Source organism: Roseiconus lacunae (assembly GCF_008312935.1).
Taxonomy (GTDB): domain Bacteria; phylum Planctomycetota; class Planctomycetia; order Pirellulales; family Pirellulaceae; genus Stieleria; species Stieleria lacunae.
This window is the reverse complement of sequence record NZ_VSZO01000001.1, coordinates 325,686-342,877: the sequence shown is the minus strand read 5'-3', so window position 1 is coordinate 342,877 and position 17,192 is coordinate 325,686. Positions and strand designations below refer to the sequence as shown.

General features: G+C 53.6%; 14 protein-coding genes. 10 read left to right on the top strand and 4 right to left on the bottom strand.

The window, feature by feature from the left end; genetic code table 11:
• Positions 1–71: 71 nt before the first annotated feature.
• The 3 genes from FYC48_RS01205 to FYC48_RS01195 all read right to left on the bottom strand — a co-directional run bounded on the left by FYC48_RS01205 (position 72) and on the right by FYC48_RS01195 (position 4,036).
• The gene (locus tag FYC48_RS01205; protein ID WP_315853758.1) at positions 72–1,538 is read right to left on the bottom strand and encodes an L-serine ammonia-lyase; all 1,467 of its coding nucleotides are present in this window, start codon (positions 1,536–1,538) and stop codon (positions 72–74) included.
• Between the two features lie 358 nt (positions 1,539–1,896).
• Positions 1,897–2,742 carry a hypothetical protein gene (locus tag FYC48_RS01200; protein ID WP_149494881.1) on the bottom strand — a complete coding sequence of 282 codons (846 nt, stop codon included), beginning with the start codon at positions 2,740–2,742 and terminating at the stop codon, positions 1,897–1,899.
• Positions 2,743–2,869: 127 nt separating this feature from the next.
• A complete protein-coding gene (locus FYC48_RS01195) occupies positions 2,870–4,036 on the bottom strand; it encodes a XylR family transcriptional regulator (protein WP_149494880.1) in 1,167 nt (388 codons plus the stop codon).
• Positions 4,037–4,308: 272 nt separating this feature from the next.
• On the opposite strand from FYC48_RS01195, the gene FYC48_RS01190 reads away from it, so the two are divergent.
• The 10 genes from FYC48_RS01190 to FYC48_RS01145 all read left to right on the top strand — a co-directional run bounded on the left by FYC48_RS01190 (position 4,309) and on the right by FYC48_RS01145 (position 14,309).
• The gene (locus FYC48_RS01190) at positions 4,309–5,481 is read left to right on the top strand and encodes a hypothetical protein (protein ID WP_149494879.1); all 1,173 of its coding nucleotides are present in this window, start codon (positions 4,309–4,311) and stop codon (positions 5,479–5,481) included.
• A gap of 417 nt (positions 5,482–5,898) precedes the next feature.
• Positions 5,899–6,375: a BLUF domain-containing protein gene (locus FYC48_RS01185; RefSeq protein WP_149494878.1), complete on the top strand. Its 477-nt coding sequence runs from the start codon at positions 5,899–5,901 to the stop codon at positions 6,373–6,375.
• 70 nt (positions 6,376–6,445) lie between these two features.
• Positions 6,446–7,024, top strand: coding sequence for a heme NO-binding domain-containing protein (locus tag FYC48_RS01180; RefSeq protein WP_149494877.1), 579 nt, complete (start codon positions 6,446–6,448; stop codon positions 7,022–7,024).
• Positions 7,012–8,370, top strand: a complete 1,359-nt coding sequence (locus tag FYC48_RS01175) for a sensor histidine kinase (RefSeq protein ID WP_149494876.1) — start codon at positions 7,012–7,014, stop codon at positions 8,368–8,370. Before FYC48_RS01180 ends, FYC48_RS01175 begins: the two co-directional genes overlap by 13 nt.
• A complete protein-coding gene (locus tag FYC48_RS01170; RefSeq protein ID WP_149494875.1) occupies positions 8,351–9,598 on the top strand; it encodes a sensor histidine kinase in 1,248 nt (415 codons plus the stop codon). The genes FYC48_RS01175 and FYC48_RS01170 overlap by 20 nt, the downstream gene beginning before the upstream one ends.
• Before the next feature lie 72 nt (positions 9,599–9,670).
• Positions 9,671–10,846 carry a response regulator gene (locus FYC48_RS01165; protein ID WP_149494874.1) on the top strand — a complete coding sequence of 392 codons (1,176 nt, stop codon included), beginning with the start codon at positions 9,671–9,673 and terminating at the stop codon, positions 10,844–10,846.
• 2 nt (positions 10,847–10,848) lie between these two features.
• Positions 10,849–12,009, top strand: coding sequence for a response regulator (locus FYC48_RS01160; RefSeq protein ID WP_160149261.1), 1,161 nt, complete (start codon positions 10,849–10,851; stop codon positions 12,007–12,009).
• 5 nt (positions 12,010–12,014) lie between these two features.
• Positions 12,015–12,389 carry a response regulator gene (locus FYC48_RS01155; RefSeq protein WP_149494872.1) on the top strand — a complete coding sequence of 125 codons (375 nt, stop codon included), beginning with the start codon at positions 12,015–12,017 and terminating at the stop codon, positions 12,387–12,389.
• A gap of 255 nt (positions 12,390–12,644) precedes the next feature.
• Positions 12,645–13,112, top strand: coding sequence for a CBS domain-containing protein (locus FYC48_RS01150; protein ID WP_149494871.1), 468 nt, complete (start codon positions 12,645–12,647; stop codon positions 13,110–13,112).
• Between the two features lie 129 nt (positions 13,113–13,241).
• Positions 13,242–14,309 carry a Gfo/Idh/MocA family protein gene (locus tag FYC48_RS01145; RefSeq protein WP_235034010.1) on the top strand — a complete coding sequence of 356 codons (1,068 nt, stop codon included), beginning with the start codon at positions 13,242–13,244 and terminating at the stop codon, positions 14,307–14,309.
• A 20-nt stretch (positions 14,310–14,329) separates the two neighbouring features.
• Here FYC48_RS01145 and FYC48_RS01140 read toward each other — a convergent pair whose 3' ends face one another.
• Positions 14,330–17,155, bottom strand: a complete 2,826-nt coding sequence (locus FYC48_RS01140; RefSeq protein WP_149494869.1) for a serine hydrolase — start codon at positions 17,153–17,155, stop codon at positions 14,330–14,332.
• Positions 17,156–17,192 lie beyond the last annotated feature (37 nt).

Sequence of the window (17,192 nt, the reverse complement as noted above, 5' to 3'; positions counted from 1 at the left end):
TAGCGGTGCCATGGCAAGTTCGACTTGACCGACTCCGGCAAACTTGCGTGATTGCGAAACCTGAGTGAATTTCAGCACTCACTGATGTTAACCGCCAAGCCTCCAGCCGATGTTTCCTTATACCGAGACGACATGTCCGCCCCTGTCCGTTTCATGACTCGGATCACTCGGTCTAGCGAAACGAAGTGCTTGCCGTCACTGCGAAGCGCAAGCCGGCTGGCATTGATTGCCTTGACCGCTCCCATTGCGTTCCGTTCGATACAGGGAACTTGCACGAGCCCTTTGATGGGATCGCAGGTCAGACCAAGATTGTGTTCCATACCAATCTCGGCCGCCTCCTCGACTTGCCGAGGCGTTCCCCCGAGTGCTTCGGTCAGCGCCCCAGCGGCCATCGAACAAGCCACGCCAACTTCGCCCTGGCAACCAACCTCCGCCCCGGAAATCGAAGCGTTTCGCTTATAAAGTGATCCGATCAACGCGGCGGTCAAGAGGAATCGCTCGATGGTATCTTCATTGACGTTCCGACCAAATCGGTCCAAGTACCGCAAGACGGCGGGAATGATTCCGGCGGCACCATTGGTCGGCGCAGTGACGACGCGTCCGCTGGCGGCATTTTCTTCGTTGACTGCGATCGCATACAAGTCGACCCAATCCAGGATTCCCATCGGGTCGCGGTCAGTCGCCTCCGTTCGACTCCGCAGAGATCGATACAACGCCGGCGCCCGTCGGCGAATGTTCAATCCGCCTGGCAGGATTCCGTCGGTCTGACAACCACGCTCGATACACGCCTGCATCGTTTGCCAAATCTTCTGCAATCCGTTCGATATTTCGGTGTCACTGCGAAAGGTCCGCTCATTCGCGCGAGCTAAGTCGCTCAACGAAAATCCATGTCGATCGGTAAGGTCCAATAAATCTTTCCCCGAGTGGTAGGGATAAGGAACCTGGTGGTAGTCGCCATGACCCGCCCGCGGCGTTTCGCCATCGCGGATTACGAAACCTCCGCCGATCGAGTAGTAAGTACTGCTGTAAAAAGGTGTCTCAGAATCGCCGTCACGAAATGCCGACAAGCTCATCGCGTTTGGATGCCCCTCCAATGTCACACGTCGGTTAAAGAGTAAATCTTCTTTTTCGCAAAACCGAATCGCTCGCCTGCCCGCGAACATCAATTGTGTCGTTTGCCGGATGCGCTCTAATTTTTCCGGCACGGTATCAGGATCGATCGTGTCAGGTCGTTCACCTAGCAGCCCCATCATGATGGCGATGTCGGTAGCGTGCCCGACTCCTGTCAATGCGAGCGATCCATACAGATCAGCTTGGACTCGCCCGACGGTTTCGACGTCGTCGGATTGATCGAGTTCATTGATAAACATCTCGGCGGCGCGCATGGGCCCGACCGAATGCGAACTCGACGGACCGATTCCGATCTTGAACAGATCAAATACCCCGACGTAAACATCGGATCCAGACTGTCCCCCTGATGGCAAATGATCGGCTGTCATGCAATGGCTCGGATGGAAGACGGGGGCGATGGATGACATTCGGTCAGCCATTAAAACAAGAAGCCTCTACGAAGCGAACTCAAGTTACCACGATTGTTCGTCCATTTTGTAGACCCTCGTCCGCTTCGTGGAGACCGCGTTCGTTAACGCTACTTTGTGGAAGCGAGTGCTTCGTAAATTCCAGAACCTTGCACAAGAATTTCGTGGACGTCCGGATGAGTAGCGACGCGACAGCGGTGCCCCGGCTGCATTAGGGGTGGGCAATCGTTGCTAAAACGAGGGATCACACCCGGCCGCTGATTGACCAGTCATGAGTGACTGAAACGCGAGGGTAGCAGAAATCGCCGCGTGCTATGGAGGTCGCTGCTACGGCGAAAGACGTGTCGAAAGCAACTTGCTATGGCTTGTTGGATAATCGATCGATCATACCAAAATCGATTTTATGAGCATCGCCGGTGTAGGGCAGGGTCCATCCTTTACCGATTTCCCCCATCGAAGGTTTGCTCCAAACGGACTCGTTGTTGAGCAACGCGACTGGGGCCGCACCACACATTCGAGCTAAACCGAACTGCCATTTACCGCGGTTTGTTTCAAGAAACAGCAGGACTTCCGGGTTGGTCCCGTTGGCGAATACAAAGACCGCCCCGCTCTCAGTTTGACTACCTTTGATGGAGTAGTGCACAATTGGATTGGGCATCAAGCGAAGATGAAAATCTTCTTGTTCGAACTTTTCGGAGACCGAAAACTGTGTTGCCAGCAGTTTCATCTGACGGCGTTTTAGGGACTCTGTTTTGGGCACGGACGGTGACTTGGGAAACATCTGAAATTGCATTTCGGACTGTCGAGGCATCCAGACCCAACCTTCGCCAGCTCGGACCTTCAAGCGACTGTCGGTCAAGCACAAGAACTCATAACTGACAATCGGCTGCCCCGTAGAATCGACCACCATCTCCATCGCGATCATCGCTTTGGGTCTGCCTTCCCCGAAAGCCCAAAGCACGCCATCGCTTGTCTGACGCGTCGCATCGCCAAACCTCAGAATAGGCTGGGTTGGCGTCTTTACCTGAAGCGTGGTTCCGTCATGTTCAATTTCGACTCGTACTCGTTCGAGCAAATGGTTTAAGTATTCCAATCGAGCGTTTGGCGAGTCGTCGGCACTAACGCAACCGGCTGCCAAGTTGATTGCGACACTCACCACGCAGCACACCAGACGCGATGACCATGCCTCAGTAAATCTGACCATACGTTCGCTCCCGGCAACTTCAATAAGACGACTCACCCCGACCGCCAATGCTCCTCGCGATGGCACCTCGAATTTTAAGACGTGTCGTCTACGATTTCAAGCAAGAGGAAAGGATTCCCCCGCCCGTTCATTTCGATCGGTCGCTGCGAATTTGATTTCGATACTGTGTCGGCGTCATTCCCATACTTCGCTTAAACGCGACAGTTAGGTACTCGGGATGCTCAAATCCAGTTCGCTTGGCGATATCAGAGATGCGATCGTCTGTTTCCACCAAAAGCTGCTTGATCCGTTGAAGTCGAATGCGATGCAATTCTTCGTGTGGAGTATGTCCGATGACTTTTGCGAATCGGTGTTCAAGGGCGCGTCTGGAAATCGAGCACTGATGCAGGATGTCGGCCACTCGAATGTTTTCGAACGCATGCCGACGGATATAGATCAGCGCTTTGGCAACATCTTGGTCTTCGATCGCGATCGTGTCAGTCGATTGCCGAATCTGAATCCCTTTCGGCTGAGTAACCAGTCTGGCGTCGCGATTGACGGCGGCGCCATTCATCATGTGCTCCAACAGCTCTGCGGCTTCGAATCCAGTGCCGTAGGTGTCCGGTACAACGCTGGTCAACTGCGGATCGCAAAGGTTACAAATCAGTGAATCATTGTCGACGCCAAGGACAGCAACCTCTTCGGGGACACCGATCGAACAGGTGCGGCAGACGTCCAGCAAAAGCTGTCCTTGGTAGTCGTTGCAGGCCATGATCGCGATCGGTTTGGGTAACTCAACCAGCCAAGCGGCAAGCGAGTCACGAACCTTATCCCATTGGTAACTGGAATCGTAGCGATGTGTGACTTGGTATTCAAAGTACTGGCACTGGGCCTGCCGCACGAGTTGACGGAAGTGATCACGGCGTGCGTTTGACCACGCAAAGCCCGGGTCTCCACAAAACGCCAAGTTGGCGAATCCGCGATCGAGGAAATGGTTGACCGCGAGCTGACTAATGGCGCTGTCCTCGGTATCTGCCCAGGGAATTCCGGGCAGGTGACGGGCGGCACTTAAATCGACGATCGGAAGTTGTAGTTGCTGTAATTGCAATCCGATCTGATCGGTTTCGATGCGAGCGATAATCCCGTCGCCTTGCCAATCCTTCAGCCAAGCAGGTGGTCGTGCACCCCGTTCTTGTTCGTTCAACTGAATCGACCAATTGCCTCGGGTGCGTGCGAACCCACAGATGCCGTCGAGCAGCCCGCGGCAATACCCGTTGGATGTCTCAATTAGCAGGGCGACCGATCGGCGCTTCATCAAGCTTGGGTGTGGGGGAAGGCAGGGATGTGGGGTTTCGATCGCCATAATTCTAGCAGCAATCGCATTTCGCACGACTTCGTCGTCCAGGTTGGGATAACCGAAGGCGGCAAGAGGGGGGCTGGCTCCATCTTCACGGTAGAGACCTTAACGATCATCCGGCCTAGGGGCTACGTGACAGGGAAGTCTTCGTCAATCAAATTTCCGCCGGGCATCGTCGATAGGATCTACACCACTTCTTCCTGCCCTCTCTCGTCCAGCAAGGAACGTCGATGCCTTTTTTGCACGGAAGCCTCGGTTTTCAACGGTTTAGCGTTACCGGTTTCGAAGAGACCGACTTCGGTGAGGAACAGATCGAGATACTTTCGAATAACGCCGCCGGGCGTTTCGAAACTGCCAACGAAGAGAACGTTTCGGTCGGTTTCCTGGGCGGCGACCACTTGTTCGATACGGATTTTGATCTCGGAAAAAACGTGATCAATAATGCCGTTCACTGCGGGGTTCGAATCGACACCAACCAAGTGCCCGGGTCTTACCGTGCCGCATGGTTGCAGATGGAACTTGCCGGTATCGCCAAGGACAACGAAGGCCGAAAGATCACGAAAGCTCAACGCAAGGAAGCCAAAGAAGCTGTCGAAGCAAGGTGCGAACAGGAGGCAGCGACGGGTAAGTTTCGGAAAATGAAGTCGCTCTCACTGCTCTGGGACCTCGACCAACAACTCCTGTATTTCGGAGGATCGGTTGGAAACACCGCACGTCTTTGCACGGAGATGTTGGAACGGCTTTTTGGACTCGAGCTTCGTCACCTAGGCGCCGGTGGGATCGCGACCCAGTGGGCGACGGCCAACAAGGTTTTTGGAGAAGTCGATGAACTGCAACCGGTCAGCTTCGTGAGTGATTTGATCGCGGGCGACCACAACTGGGCGAACGAGCACTCTCAGCAGCCGGATTTTCTTGGGAATGAGTTTCTCGTTTGGTTGTGGTGGAAACTGGAAACAGACACCGACACTTTCACCTTGGTGGATGATTCCGAAGTCACTGTGATGCTGGCCCGAACCCTCACGTTGGAATGTCCTTACGGTGAATCCGGGAAAGAAACGATCTCTGCCGAAAGTCCGATCAAGCTCCCCGAAGCGACGAAGGCCATTCAATCAGGGAAACTGCCTCGGAAAGCCGGGATGACGGTGATTCGCGATGGCCGGCAGTTCGACCTGACGCTTCAAGCGGAATCATTTGGAATCAGCGGCGCGAAAATTCATCTCGAAGACGACGAGGAATTTGATGACGAAGACCGTATCGATGCGATTCGGCTGCTGACCGACACGACAGACTTGATGCTGCAGACGTACGTCGAACGCCGAATCTCCGACGATTGGCAACAAGATCACCAAGCGATTCGCAAATGGCTGACCGGAAGCCAAAAGCAACGCAGTAAAGCGGCGTAACGACAACCGCTGTTCGAGCGAGGTTCGCACCACAAACTGTCTCTAACGGGGGCCAGCGGCAACCGCGTCAATGGTTGTCGCCCATTCGCGAGTCTTTTTCTTAAACGCGTGCTACGGTAGAGCAACTCGTCGGGTCGGTGATCGCCACAATCGACTGGCCTGAACAATTCTTTCAACGTCAAGTGGACAACGTCGCCGAAACGTGGTGACGGGGAAAACCCACTGAATCAAAGTTCGCATTCGATGCGTTTCTTCCAACCGATGCCGGTAATACGAACGACTTAGTCGGCGTCGTCGATCACTCAACGGTCGACCTTTCTTCGCGATTCTGACAACGCGATCGATGGATTCGCCCCACGTTTACGTTTGGGCGAACTTGTTGCCCTTTGTAAGTTACTCAAAGGAGACGAAACCATCATGACGGTCGGTCAGGAGTTCGAGCTGTACCAGTTGGTCTATGTCAGTTCCGCAAACGTGCCCTTCTCTGACAAAGATCTTGACGCACTGCTCCATCGGGCGAGAAGTTCCAATCACGCGTTAGACGTTTCTGGGATTTTGCTTTTCGCCGACCAGACGTTTTTCCAGGTCCTCGAAGGTGAACGTGCCACCGTTCAGATTCTGTTCGAAAGAATTGAACACGACCCCCGGCATAGCGATGCGACAATCATTGCCGAGCGACCGATCGAGCATCGCAGCTTTGCCGATTGGAGCATGGGGTTTGTACGTGACAAGACGCTTATCTCATCACTCCCGGGGTTCGTCGATTTCTTCAAGACCGGTCGCTCTGATTTTGGCTTTGCCGGCCTTCGTGGTGATGACAAGAGGATCAGCCATATCCTCGAAAGCTTTCGGCGTGGACGTTGGCGACGGTCCCACGAAATGTTGCTTTCGTAGCCTTTGTTTCGCTGTCGTCTCGTCGTTGCCATCTGTCGTAGCACCGAACCCCCGTTGATGGAGATTGCCAATGAAAGGCATCGTATTCACCGAGCTCATCGAAATGGTTGAAACGAATCTGGGGCTCGAGATTGCCGACCGCATGATTCTAAACGCTAACACACCTAATCAAGGAGCCTACACGTCGGTAGGGACCTACGACCACATGGAGTTGATTCGATTGGTCGTCGCACTCTCCGATGCGACACAAGTTCCCGTCCCACAATTGGTGCAAGCATTCGGCAAACACCTGTTCGGCCGATTCGCCGAACTATACCCCCAGTTCTTCACTGGTATTGATTCCACATTCGAATTTTTGCCTCTGGTAGAAAGCTTCATTCACGTCGAAGTTCAAAAGCTTTACCCAGATGCTGAACTACCAACGTTCCGGTGTGAACAGACTGACGAAAGATTCGAGATGACGTACCAATCGAGTCATCCTTTCGCGGATCTCGCCGAAGGATTGATTCAAGCGACCGTCGAACACTTCGGCGATGAACTCAAGATAAGGCGAACAGACTTGGGAGAGAAAAATGGCACGGAAGCTCGGTTTACGTTGACACCTTCATCCGTCCCCGAATCCAGAGCTACTCAGACGTGTCTGAACTAGACCTGCTTAAACGGAAACTTGAGCGAGAGTTGGCGGCTCGCAGGGCCGCCGAAACACTCCTCGAACGAAAATCACAAGAGCTTTATGACGCCAACGAAAAGCTACAAGCGTTTGCCGATCACACACGAGCGATCTTGGAAACCGCGGCCGAAGGCATCATGACGTATGACGAATCGGGACTGATCCGGACATTTAATCGATCCGCTCGGGTCATTTTCGGCGTCGACGATGCGATTGGTGTCGACATCCGAGAGCTCTTCAAGTTGACCGCCGATCAAGCTCTGAAGCTGTTCGGCGAAAATATGGACGGGGGCTTGATCGACCCCGATTCCGAAATCATTTATCAAGTTGAGCCGATCGAAATTCAAGGAATTCGACGCGGAGCCACATTCCTCTGTGAGATCTCACTGAGTCGCGCGACGATCGCGTCGGCACCGACATTCATTGCCGTCGTTCGTGATATGACAAAGAAAAAGCAGCTCGAAGCTCGCCTGAACCAAGTCAGAAACATGGAATCGATCGGTCAGCTTGCCGCCGGTGTGGCGCATGAGATTAACACCCCCATTCAGTTTATCGGCAATAACATCAATTTCTTGGAGGGAGCATTCGACGACATTGGATCGCTCTTGGATCTCTATGGCGATCTAAGTCGGGCGGTTGAAAACGATCAATCAAGTCGAACGATCATCGAAGAAATTAATAAGCAAATCGAATTAGCAGACTTGGGATTCTTGCGGACAGAGTTTCCGTTAGCGATCTCGCAATCACTTGAGGGAATTGACCGAGTTACCAAAATCGTACGCGCTTTGAAAGAGTTCAGTTCGCCTTCGACGACAACGAAAGCTTCGATCGACGTGAACGAATCGATCGAAACCGCGCTTGCGATCACCGCGAATCGATTTCGAGACCTCGCAGAGGTTCGAACAGATTTTGACGTAACACTTCCACATGTCATTGGAATTGGTGGTCAATTCAATCAATCAATTTTGAATATTTTGACGAACGCGGCCGATGCGATGGAGATTCACCGGACGTCGAAATCGGGTGTCGTCGTCGTCGAGACGAGGCAAACCGAAGACGACATCGAGATCCGCTTCCATGACAACGGTTGTGGTATCCCAACCGACATTCGTGACCGAATCTTTGAGCCGTTTTTTACGACCAAAGATGTCGGACAGGGAACCGGCCAAGGCTTGGCGTTTGTTTACGACGTGATCGTCAACAAGCACTGCGGCACCGTTTCGGCACACTCTCGTAGTGAAGGCGGAACGACAGTGCTTGTCACTCTACCTACAAGGATTTGTGAATACCATTTAAGGCGGGAGCATGAAAGTACTGCTAGTTGATCCCAATGATTTCCGGCGTAGAAAATGGAGGGAAAGGCTCGAAAAAGCGAACGCCAAGGTGATCGCGATGGCCAACCTTCCCAGTCTGTCGATCACGGCACGCTTCACGATGGGATTCCTCGCCTGGCCGGTGAACTCTCGGAATCCCGAAGATTGGATCGCCGATTCGAAAACCAAGTGTGGCACCTTGGTTGGGATCTTTGCCAACAATGTCGATTCCGCCGGTACGGCGTATGCTGCCGGACTTGACGACTACCTTTCGATCAATTGCACCGACAGTGAGTTGTTCGCAAAGATGGCTCGAGCCGAACAGTTAGAGCTGACGCAGCAGAGGCTCTCCCAGGCTCAGAAGTTGGAGGCGATCGGCGAGTTGGCATCCGGGATCGCGCACGAAATCAACACGCCAATTCAGTACGTCGGCGACAACACACGTTTTGTCGAATCCGCGTTCGAAGATTTGGTCAGTGTCCTGCAAGTCTGCCAAACGTTGATCGGAATGGATGTCGGTCAGTCTCCGCAGTCTGCGATCGATGCACTCCGTGAAACGATGGACGAAGCGGATGTCGATTACTTACTTGATGAAATCCCGACGGCGATCACGCAAACACTTGAAGGCGTCGATCGCGTGGCAAGCATCGTTCGTGCGATGAAGGACTTTGCCCATCCAGGTGTCAGCGAAATGACCCAAGTTGACCTCACTCAGTCGATCGAAAACACCATGATGGTGGCACGAAACGAGTGGAAATATGTTGCTGAGATTGAAACCAAATTCGATGCGAACTTACCACCCGTGCCTTGCTTGCCCGGTGAACTGAACCAGGTGTTGCTCAATTTGATTATCAATGCCGCCCACGCGGTCGCGGATAAAGTTGGCGAAACGACCGGGCAAAAAGGCACGATTACGATTGCGACGCACCATCGACCTCCATGGGCAGAGATCGTCATTCGCGATTCTGGAAGTGGAATCGCTCGCGAAAATTTGGAGCGGATCTTCGCCCCATTTTTTACGACCAAACCGGTCGGAAAAGGCACCGGTCAAGGGCTTGCGATCGCACATTCGGTCATCGTCGATCGGCACGGTGGGACGATCGATGTGGATAGTCAAATCGGAAAAGGAACGGCGTTTACGATTCGACTTCCGCTTGATCAAAACGGCCCCGACGGTGCCCCTCCGGCCTCTACCGCGGCGAATACATCCCATCGCGCACCGCTGGTGTCTGCCGAGTGAAGGCCCCACCGCCCAATGCCCCAGATGCACATCAAAGAATAGACCAGCGAGAGGTAAATCACCGTGAGTAAGATGCAGGTACTCTTCGTCGACGACGAACCCAATGTCCTGTCCGGTTTGCGGAGGATGCTCCGCCAACAGCGATCCGTTTGGAACATGCACTTTGCCAACGGAGGCGAGGCGGCGCTTCAGTGGCTTGCCGAACATGAGTGCGACGTGATCGTAACCGATATGCGGATGCCAGGGATCGACGGTGCGGAGCTTCTAAATCGCGTTTCAGAGCTGTACCCAAAAACCGTGCGTCTGGTGCTTAGCGGACAAAGCGAACACGAAAAAATCTTTCGTGCCGTCGGACCGGCGCATCAATTCATGTCCAAACCATGCGATCCAAAGCTGTTGGTCAACACCATCGAGCGGGCGTGTGGGCTGCACGGCCAACTACAAGATCCGAAGCTTAAGGGACTGATCTCTCAACTCAGTTCGCTGCCTAGTCTGCCCAAGGTTTACTCCGATCTTGTCAAAGACCTGGAGTCCGAAGATGCATCGATCGAACGGATCGGAAAGCAAATCGGATCCGATGTCGCCATGACAGCTAAGGTACTTCAGCTGGTCAATTCATCGTTCTTCGGACTGCCCCAGCGTGTCTCCTGTCCCGAGCATGCCGTGTCGTTGTTGGGGCTCAATGTGATTCGCCCTCTGGTGTTGACCGCAAAGGCATTCTCTCAATACGAGAACGTCAGTGTACGAGGATTCAAGTTGCAAAAATTAATCGACCATTCTCTCTCGGTCGCGATGCTCGCCAGAAAAATTGCTGAAATGGAATCATCCGATCCGCATACGGTCGAAGATTCATTTATCGCCGGTATGGTCCATGACATCGGTAAATTAATCCTCGCGCACAACCTTCCTGGCGATTACAGCGAGGTGATCGATTCGTCCGAACAAACAAGCATTCCGTTACATGTCATCGAACGCAAGGTGTTCAATGCTTCGCATGCCGAAGTCGGGGCTCATCTGCTGGGCCTTTGGGGCTTGCCCCATCCGATAGTTGAAGCGGTGGCCTTTCATCACCGACCTTCCGACGCGAACAACGATCGCTTCTCGCCACTGACGGCGGTCTATCTGGCTGACCAACTCAATCATCACCCAGGTAGCAACGGCAGTGATTGCGACCACGATTACCTCGATTCACTGGGGCTAACGCCTCGTCTGGATCGATTCGCCACACTGACGACCGGAGAAGCCTGAGAGTGACTGAAACGATCCTTCTCGTCGATGACGAACCAAATATCCTTCAGGGGTTTAAACGCCATCTCCGCAAAGACTACCAAGTCGAACTTGCGGTCGGCGGAAAAGAAGCCTTGAAGGTTATCAAAGAAAAAGGCCCCTTCGCGATCGTGGTCTCGGACATGCAAATGCCGGAGATGAGCGGTGCGGAACTCCTTCGTCGAGTGAAAGACGACTACCCCAGCACCGTCCGAGTAATGCTGACCGGCAACGCCGACCAAAATACGGCTGCCGTGGCGGTGAACGAGGGGCAGATCTTTCGCTTTCTAAATAAACCCTGTCCTCCGGATCAGCTTGCCAAGACCCTCGATTCTGGGCTTGAGCATTATCGCTTGATCACTGCCGAAGCCGAGTTGCTCAACAAAACGCTTGCCGGTAGCGTGCGAATGTTGACTCAGGTACTTTCGTTGACAATGCCTGAGCTGTTCGGCTTTACCTATCAAGCACGGCAATGGGCGAAATTGATCGCACCGAGACTTGGTATCGGGCCAGCTTGGGAGGTCGAAATCGCCGCAATGTTGATGCACGTGGGATTTGTCGCTTTGCCGCGTGAAACAATCCATGCGTATCTTAGTGATGGTTCAATCGGTGACGAACATCAGTCGCTAATCGATGGTACATCACAGCTTGCCTTTGATCTGATCTCCGTCGTGCCACGTCTCGAAAACGTGGCGGAGATTGTGCGTAGGCAGTACGACGTGCCCTCTGATCCGACACCACAAGCGTCACGTGTATTGCACGCGATTGCTGATTATCAGCGTTTTGTCCGGCACCAGTCGTCGAGGGAAGTCCTCGAACGTCTAAAGGATAAACAAACCTACGATCCCTATGTGGTCCAAGCCCTTGGGAATGTCATTACCGAGACTCGTGGCCGTAAAGCGGTCGGTATCGACGGCCTGAAAGACGGCATGATTTTGCATTCAGGTATCCAAGATAACTCTGGGCGTTTACTCCTTGCCGCTGGCATGGAAGTCCATCAGGCGATGATTCAGAAACTCACTATCCTGGCTCAATCAGCGACCGGAGTTCGTGAGCCAATCGAAATCCAAACTACTGAAGCAGACGATTCGGATATGGACGAGTCTTCGGTAGAAGTTTCACACTTGCTATTTGAAGGGGTTTGACGGCTATGGCTTCAGTAATTCTAGTCGACGACGACAGCCACCTCCTGAGCGGACTGCGTCGCAACCTGCGTGAGCAACCGTACGAGCTTTTTACGGCCAATTCCACGGAGACGGCGATCCAAATGTTTCAGCGACATCCGTTTGATGTTGCGGTCGTCGATCAACACATGGGCGGCCGACTAGGGACAGAGTTGATCGCCTGGATTTCGCTGCATTTTCCCAATACGGTGCGGATTATGTTGACAGGATCGACCGACATGTGGGTTGCGCAAGAGGCAGTCAATAACGGCGGTGTCTTTCGCTTTTTAACGAAGCCATGTCTATCGCTCGACCTCGCGCTCGCGATCCACGAGGGGTTGGAAATGCAGTCCGAAGTTTAGGCAACATCTGGTGTGAAAAATCGGTTCATCACACTTGCCCCCGTTTCTTTTTGAAGGCCGCCATTGCTGCTGATTGGAATAGAGCGACAGACCGTCGCATCGCTTCGTCTAGCCGCAAATTTGGTGTAGACTAACGCTTGTAAAAACAAATCGAATCTTTCCATCTAGCAATCGCAGACAGAGAAAGGTTATTTGTTGATTGGCGCCTCGGTTGACGCCATCTCGAGCGTGTTTCCACATCCAAGGGAGCTTGAAATGAATACCGAGTTAACCGTCAAAGACCTGATGGCACGAAGTGTCGTGTCGATCGATCATGACGCAACCGTGCATGCCGCATTGGACATCATGATGGAAGACAAGCTTTCATGCTTGCCCGTCGTCGCGGCGAACGGTCGATGTATTGGTGTCCTCGCGTTGCCGGATCTCATGCCGATTGCGAGCGAGTCGGATCACTTACTAGACGAAGCCAGTGACGGTGTGATGGACCGGCTCTGGGTTGTCGATGTCATGCGAGAACGTTTCGGAAGTGATCAGGTGAATGAATTCATGAGCGATGAACCGGTGCTGATCGGTGCCGAGGCATCGGCCAGTCACGCCGCCGAGTTGATGCTCAACCATGGCATTCACCATTTACCGGTCGTCAATCGAAATGACGAACTAATCGGTATACTCTCGTCGATGGATCTTCTGCGGGCGATCGTATCTTCGACAGCCAACGCTTGATCTGCCGGTGAACTCGACCTGCCGATGAGTAGCGAACTTGCTAGAATCTGAAGCTCGAAAGTTTCACCGATGTTTCCACTCGGATGCGTCGGTATTGGGCATGATGGATTCAGAACGCAGGCGACGGTTATGAAGATTGCAGGGATCAACTTCGATCACTTTCATATGGGTGATTTGCTAAGGATGGCGCACGACCATCCCGACGCAGAAATCGTTGGGATTTGTGACGAGGATCCCACGCGAATGCAGGACGCGATCGCCGCATTCGACCTAGCCGATCACCAGGTTTTTACGCAACCCGAAGCTCTCTTTGCGGCAACCGAGGTCGACTTGACGATCCTCTGTCCTGCCGCGTCCAAACATGGCGACTGGGTGGAGCGGGTCGCGCCTTTCGGATCGGATTTGCTTGTCGAAAAACCCTTTGCCGGCTCGCTCGCCGAAGCCGATCGGATGATCGCAGCCTGCGATTCTGCGGGCATTCGCCTTGGCATTAATTGGCCGCTAACGTGGGTTCCTGCTCACCGAATGACCAAACGTTTGATCGATGATGGCGTGATCGGAACGTGTCTTGAAGTCCATTACTACGGTGGCAATCGCGGCCCACTTTGGCACGTCGCAGATAAGGTCGAACGGACCGCAGAAGACGTCGAACGTGAAAAGCCTCGTAGCTGGTTTTACAAACGTAATGAGGGCGGTGGGTCGCTGCTCGACTATCTTGGTTATGGAACCACACTCGGGACGTGGTACATGAACGGCGAAGCGCCCATCGAGGTCGCTGCGATGGTTGATCAACCAGCCGGTTTGGAAGTCGATGAGCACAGCGTCGTGATCGCTCGCTACCAAAACGGTCTATCAAAGTTTGAAACTCGGTGGGGGACCTTTACAGACCCTTGGACACACCAGCCACAACCGAAATGTGGTTTCGTTATCGTTGGAACCGAAGGCACGATTTCGAGCTACGATTACGAAGATCAGCTAAGAGTCCAATCGCGTGATTGTCCGGAAGGGAAGTGGGTCCGGCCAGACCCAATTCCCAACGCAATGCGCAGCCCGATCCACTACATGATCGATGTCATTGATAACAATCGGACAATCGAAGGGCCGCTTTCGACAACGATCAGCCGGATCGGACAGCAAATTGTCGATACCGCCGCGATTGCTGCGACCGAGAAACGGACCGTTAAGCTACTCGCCTAGTCAAACCCCATGCAGACCAATCATTCTGGCCAATCAGACACTTGATTGGCCATGTCGTGCAACAATCGATCCATCGCCCGCCCCAGGTGCGACGCACGAGGACTGGTCCGAGCATTGAACAAAGCGACAAAGTTTTTTCCATCGTGACGGCGGATCATAATGGTTGCCGTCCCCGCCAGTGAGCCGGTGTGCCACTGATTGACGCCCTTGGGAATGTCAACGATTGACCATCCGAGCGAGTAGTAGCGGTCCTTCGCGTTCCCTTCATCATCGTGACCGGCTAACCCCGGTGGCCGTGCAAACATCGCTTCGATACTTTCCCTGCTGAGGATCGGGCAATGATCGGGATTGTCAAATGCCGCGGCAAATTTTGCAAGGTCCGTCGCCGATGCGATCCAAGCACCGTGCGCGTCCATCGCTTCCAAAAACCAGCCACCGTAGGGCCAGGGAACCGTTTCGTTCAAGTCATCGGAAAAGACTGATTCGGCATCGCCGGAATGGTAGTACCGCACTTCATTTTCGGATCGCTGATCGAGCCGAGACTTTCCGATTCGCATCGCAGTCACCCCGATCGGTTTGAGGACCTGTTCTTGAACATAGCTTTCATAGCTCTGATCGGTCAGGTTCTCGATGACACGTCCGAGCAAACAGTAGCCAAAGTTTGAGTAGGCGTATCGATGGCCGGGATCGAAATCCAAGGGATAGGTAAACATCGCCTTGATCACGATGTCCGGTGTTGCCGGCGGAGGAACGTTGAATTGCTCGGCGAACTCTACCGATCGAAACATGGCATCAAAGGATTGGCCGCGATCCCAACCACCTCGGTGTTGCAGCAGGTGCCGGATGGTGATTTTGCGAAACCGTTCATCGAATTTCTCACCTGCCGCCGCAATTGAATCCTCGGCGTCAAGATAATCCAATACTGGATCGTCAAGTTGCAGCATGCCGTCTTCGACCAACTGAAGAATCGCGACTGCCGTAATGGGTTTAGAAAGACTTGCGATTCGAAACAAACTTTCGGTAGTGACCGGTTCTCGTTTAGCGACATCGGCATACCCGTACGCTCCGGAGAAAGCGACTTTACCTTTGTCGGTGACCGCGATCGAAACTCCGGGTGCCCGGTGCGTCTTCATGAATTCTTTGATCGATCGATCGTAGACCTCGAATCGATCGTCACGCGGTGTCGATTGTTGGCGGTAGGGGGCAAGGCTTTCACGATACCCTGGACCGCGGAGGACGCGTCCCGGTTTCGCGTCGGTTTGCTTTCCGTCGTCGAAAACAAGTTCGCCATTTACGACGACATATCGCATTCCCTCGCTGATCGCATCGGGATGTTCAAAATCGGCATGGTCGGTCAAGTTTTCATAGTCAAAGACGATCACGTCGGCGGCTAAACCAACCGCGATCCTACCCCGGTCGTACGCCATGACGTTGTTTGCCGCCGCAGCACTTGCCTGGGCAACAGCTCGCTCAAGGCTGATCGCGCCGAGGTCACGTACGTACTTGGACAACAACCGAGGAAATGACCCGAATGCACGCGGATGTGACGCACTACGGCTTCCACCGGCAGGGCCGACATCGGTACAAAAGGAGACAAACTCCTGTTGCATCGCCATGATCTTATTGGCATCAGACATCGTCTCTGGCAACGCAAATGCACCGCTGCGAACGAGATTGAAAAACGTGTCCCACGGGTCTTCGCCGATGGCTTCAGCGATCTGCGCCACACTCTTGCCATCGTGCTCTCGATAATCCGGGTGGTTGCTTCGCCCGATGACAATCCGCCCCCAGTCATTTCCTGTGTGGCGAAACCAGTTTTCCCAGCCGTCCGTTGTCTCCATCTCTTCACGGATGGTTGCTCGCAGTGATTCATCGTCCAGTTTTGTAATCAGTTGAGCACGCCCGTTTTCGAAGTGCTTTGGATGGATCAACGCCGCGATTCCCAGTCCGTTGTTGATATACGGATAAATATCAGCGGTGACTTGGTGGCCTTCGCTGCGCGCCGACTTGATCTTCGCGATCGCCAACTGCATTTTTCCCCAGTTATGTCGCCCGGCCGCTTTCAAGTGAAATATATGAACCGGGGCATCGGCAGTTTGCCCGATGTCCAACGCTTCGTCGATCGCCTCGAGTAGGCGGTCGCCTTCGTTACGCATGTGGGTATAGTATCGTCCGCCGTATCGGCCGGCTTCGGCAGCTAGTTCTGCGATCTCTCTGGTCGGCGCATAAACAGCGGGCGGATAGATCAGTGCTGTCGAGACACCGATTGCCCCGGCTTCCATCGCTTCGGCAACCAGCCCTTTCATCTGCGACAACTCTTGTTCGGTTGGGCGTCGGTCGGTGTCACCAAGTACGATCCGCCGCACTTGAGTGTGGCCGATTGTCTGCACCAAATTGAGAGGAATTCCACGAGACTCGACAAGCGTGAAATACTCCGCCATCGTGGTGTACCCGTAGCGACGTTCATCGTCCGGGCTTTGTGGGGCCGCGGACGAGCCCTCACCGGCATTGATCGTCGTGATCCCCTGGGAAAGTAAATTGATCGCGGTTTTGGGATTCTCCAGCATCGGTGATGCGGTCTGCCCCATCAAGTCAATGAATCCCGGAGCCACAACCATGCCGGTCGCGTCGAGCGTTTTCTTCGTATCCTGATCAGCTAAATCGCCAATTTGTACGATTTTCCCGTCTTTGATACCAAGGTCTGCAAAGTACCACGGGGCTCCGCTGCCATCGACCACTTTGCCGTTGCTGATGACCAGATCGAATTCGGCGCCCCTGGCTGAGGTCGCCAAAGCAACACCCCAAAGGCAGACGGCTTGAAGTAGTAAGAGTAGCCAGGTTTTCATCAACACTTTCCCCCGCGCGGCAATCTTCTAACGGTCG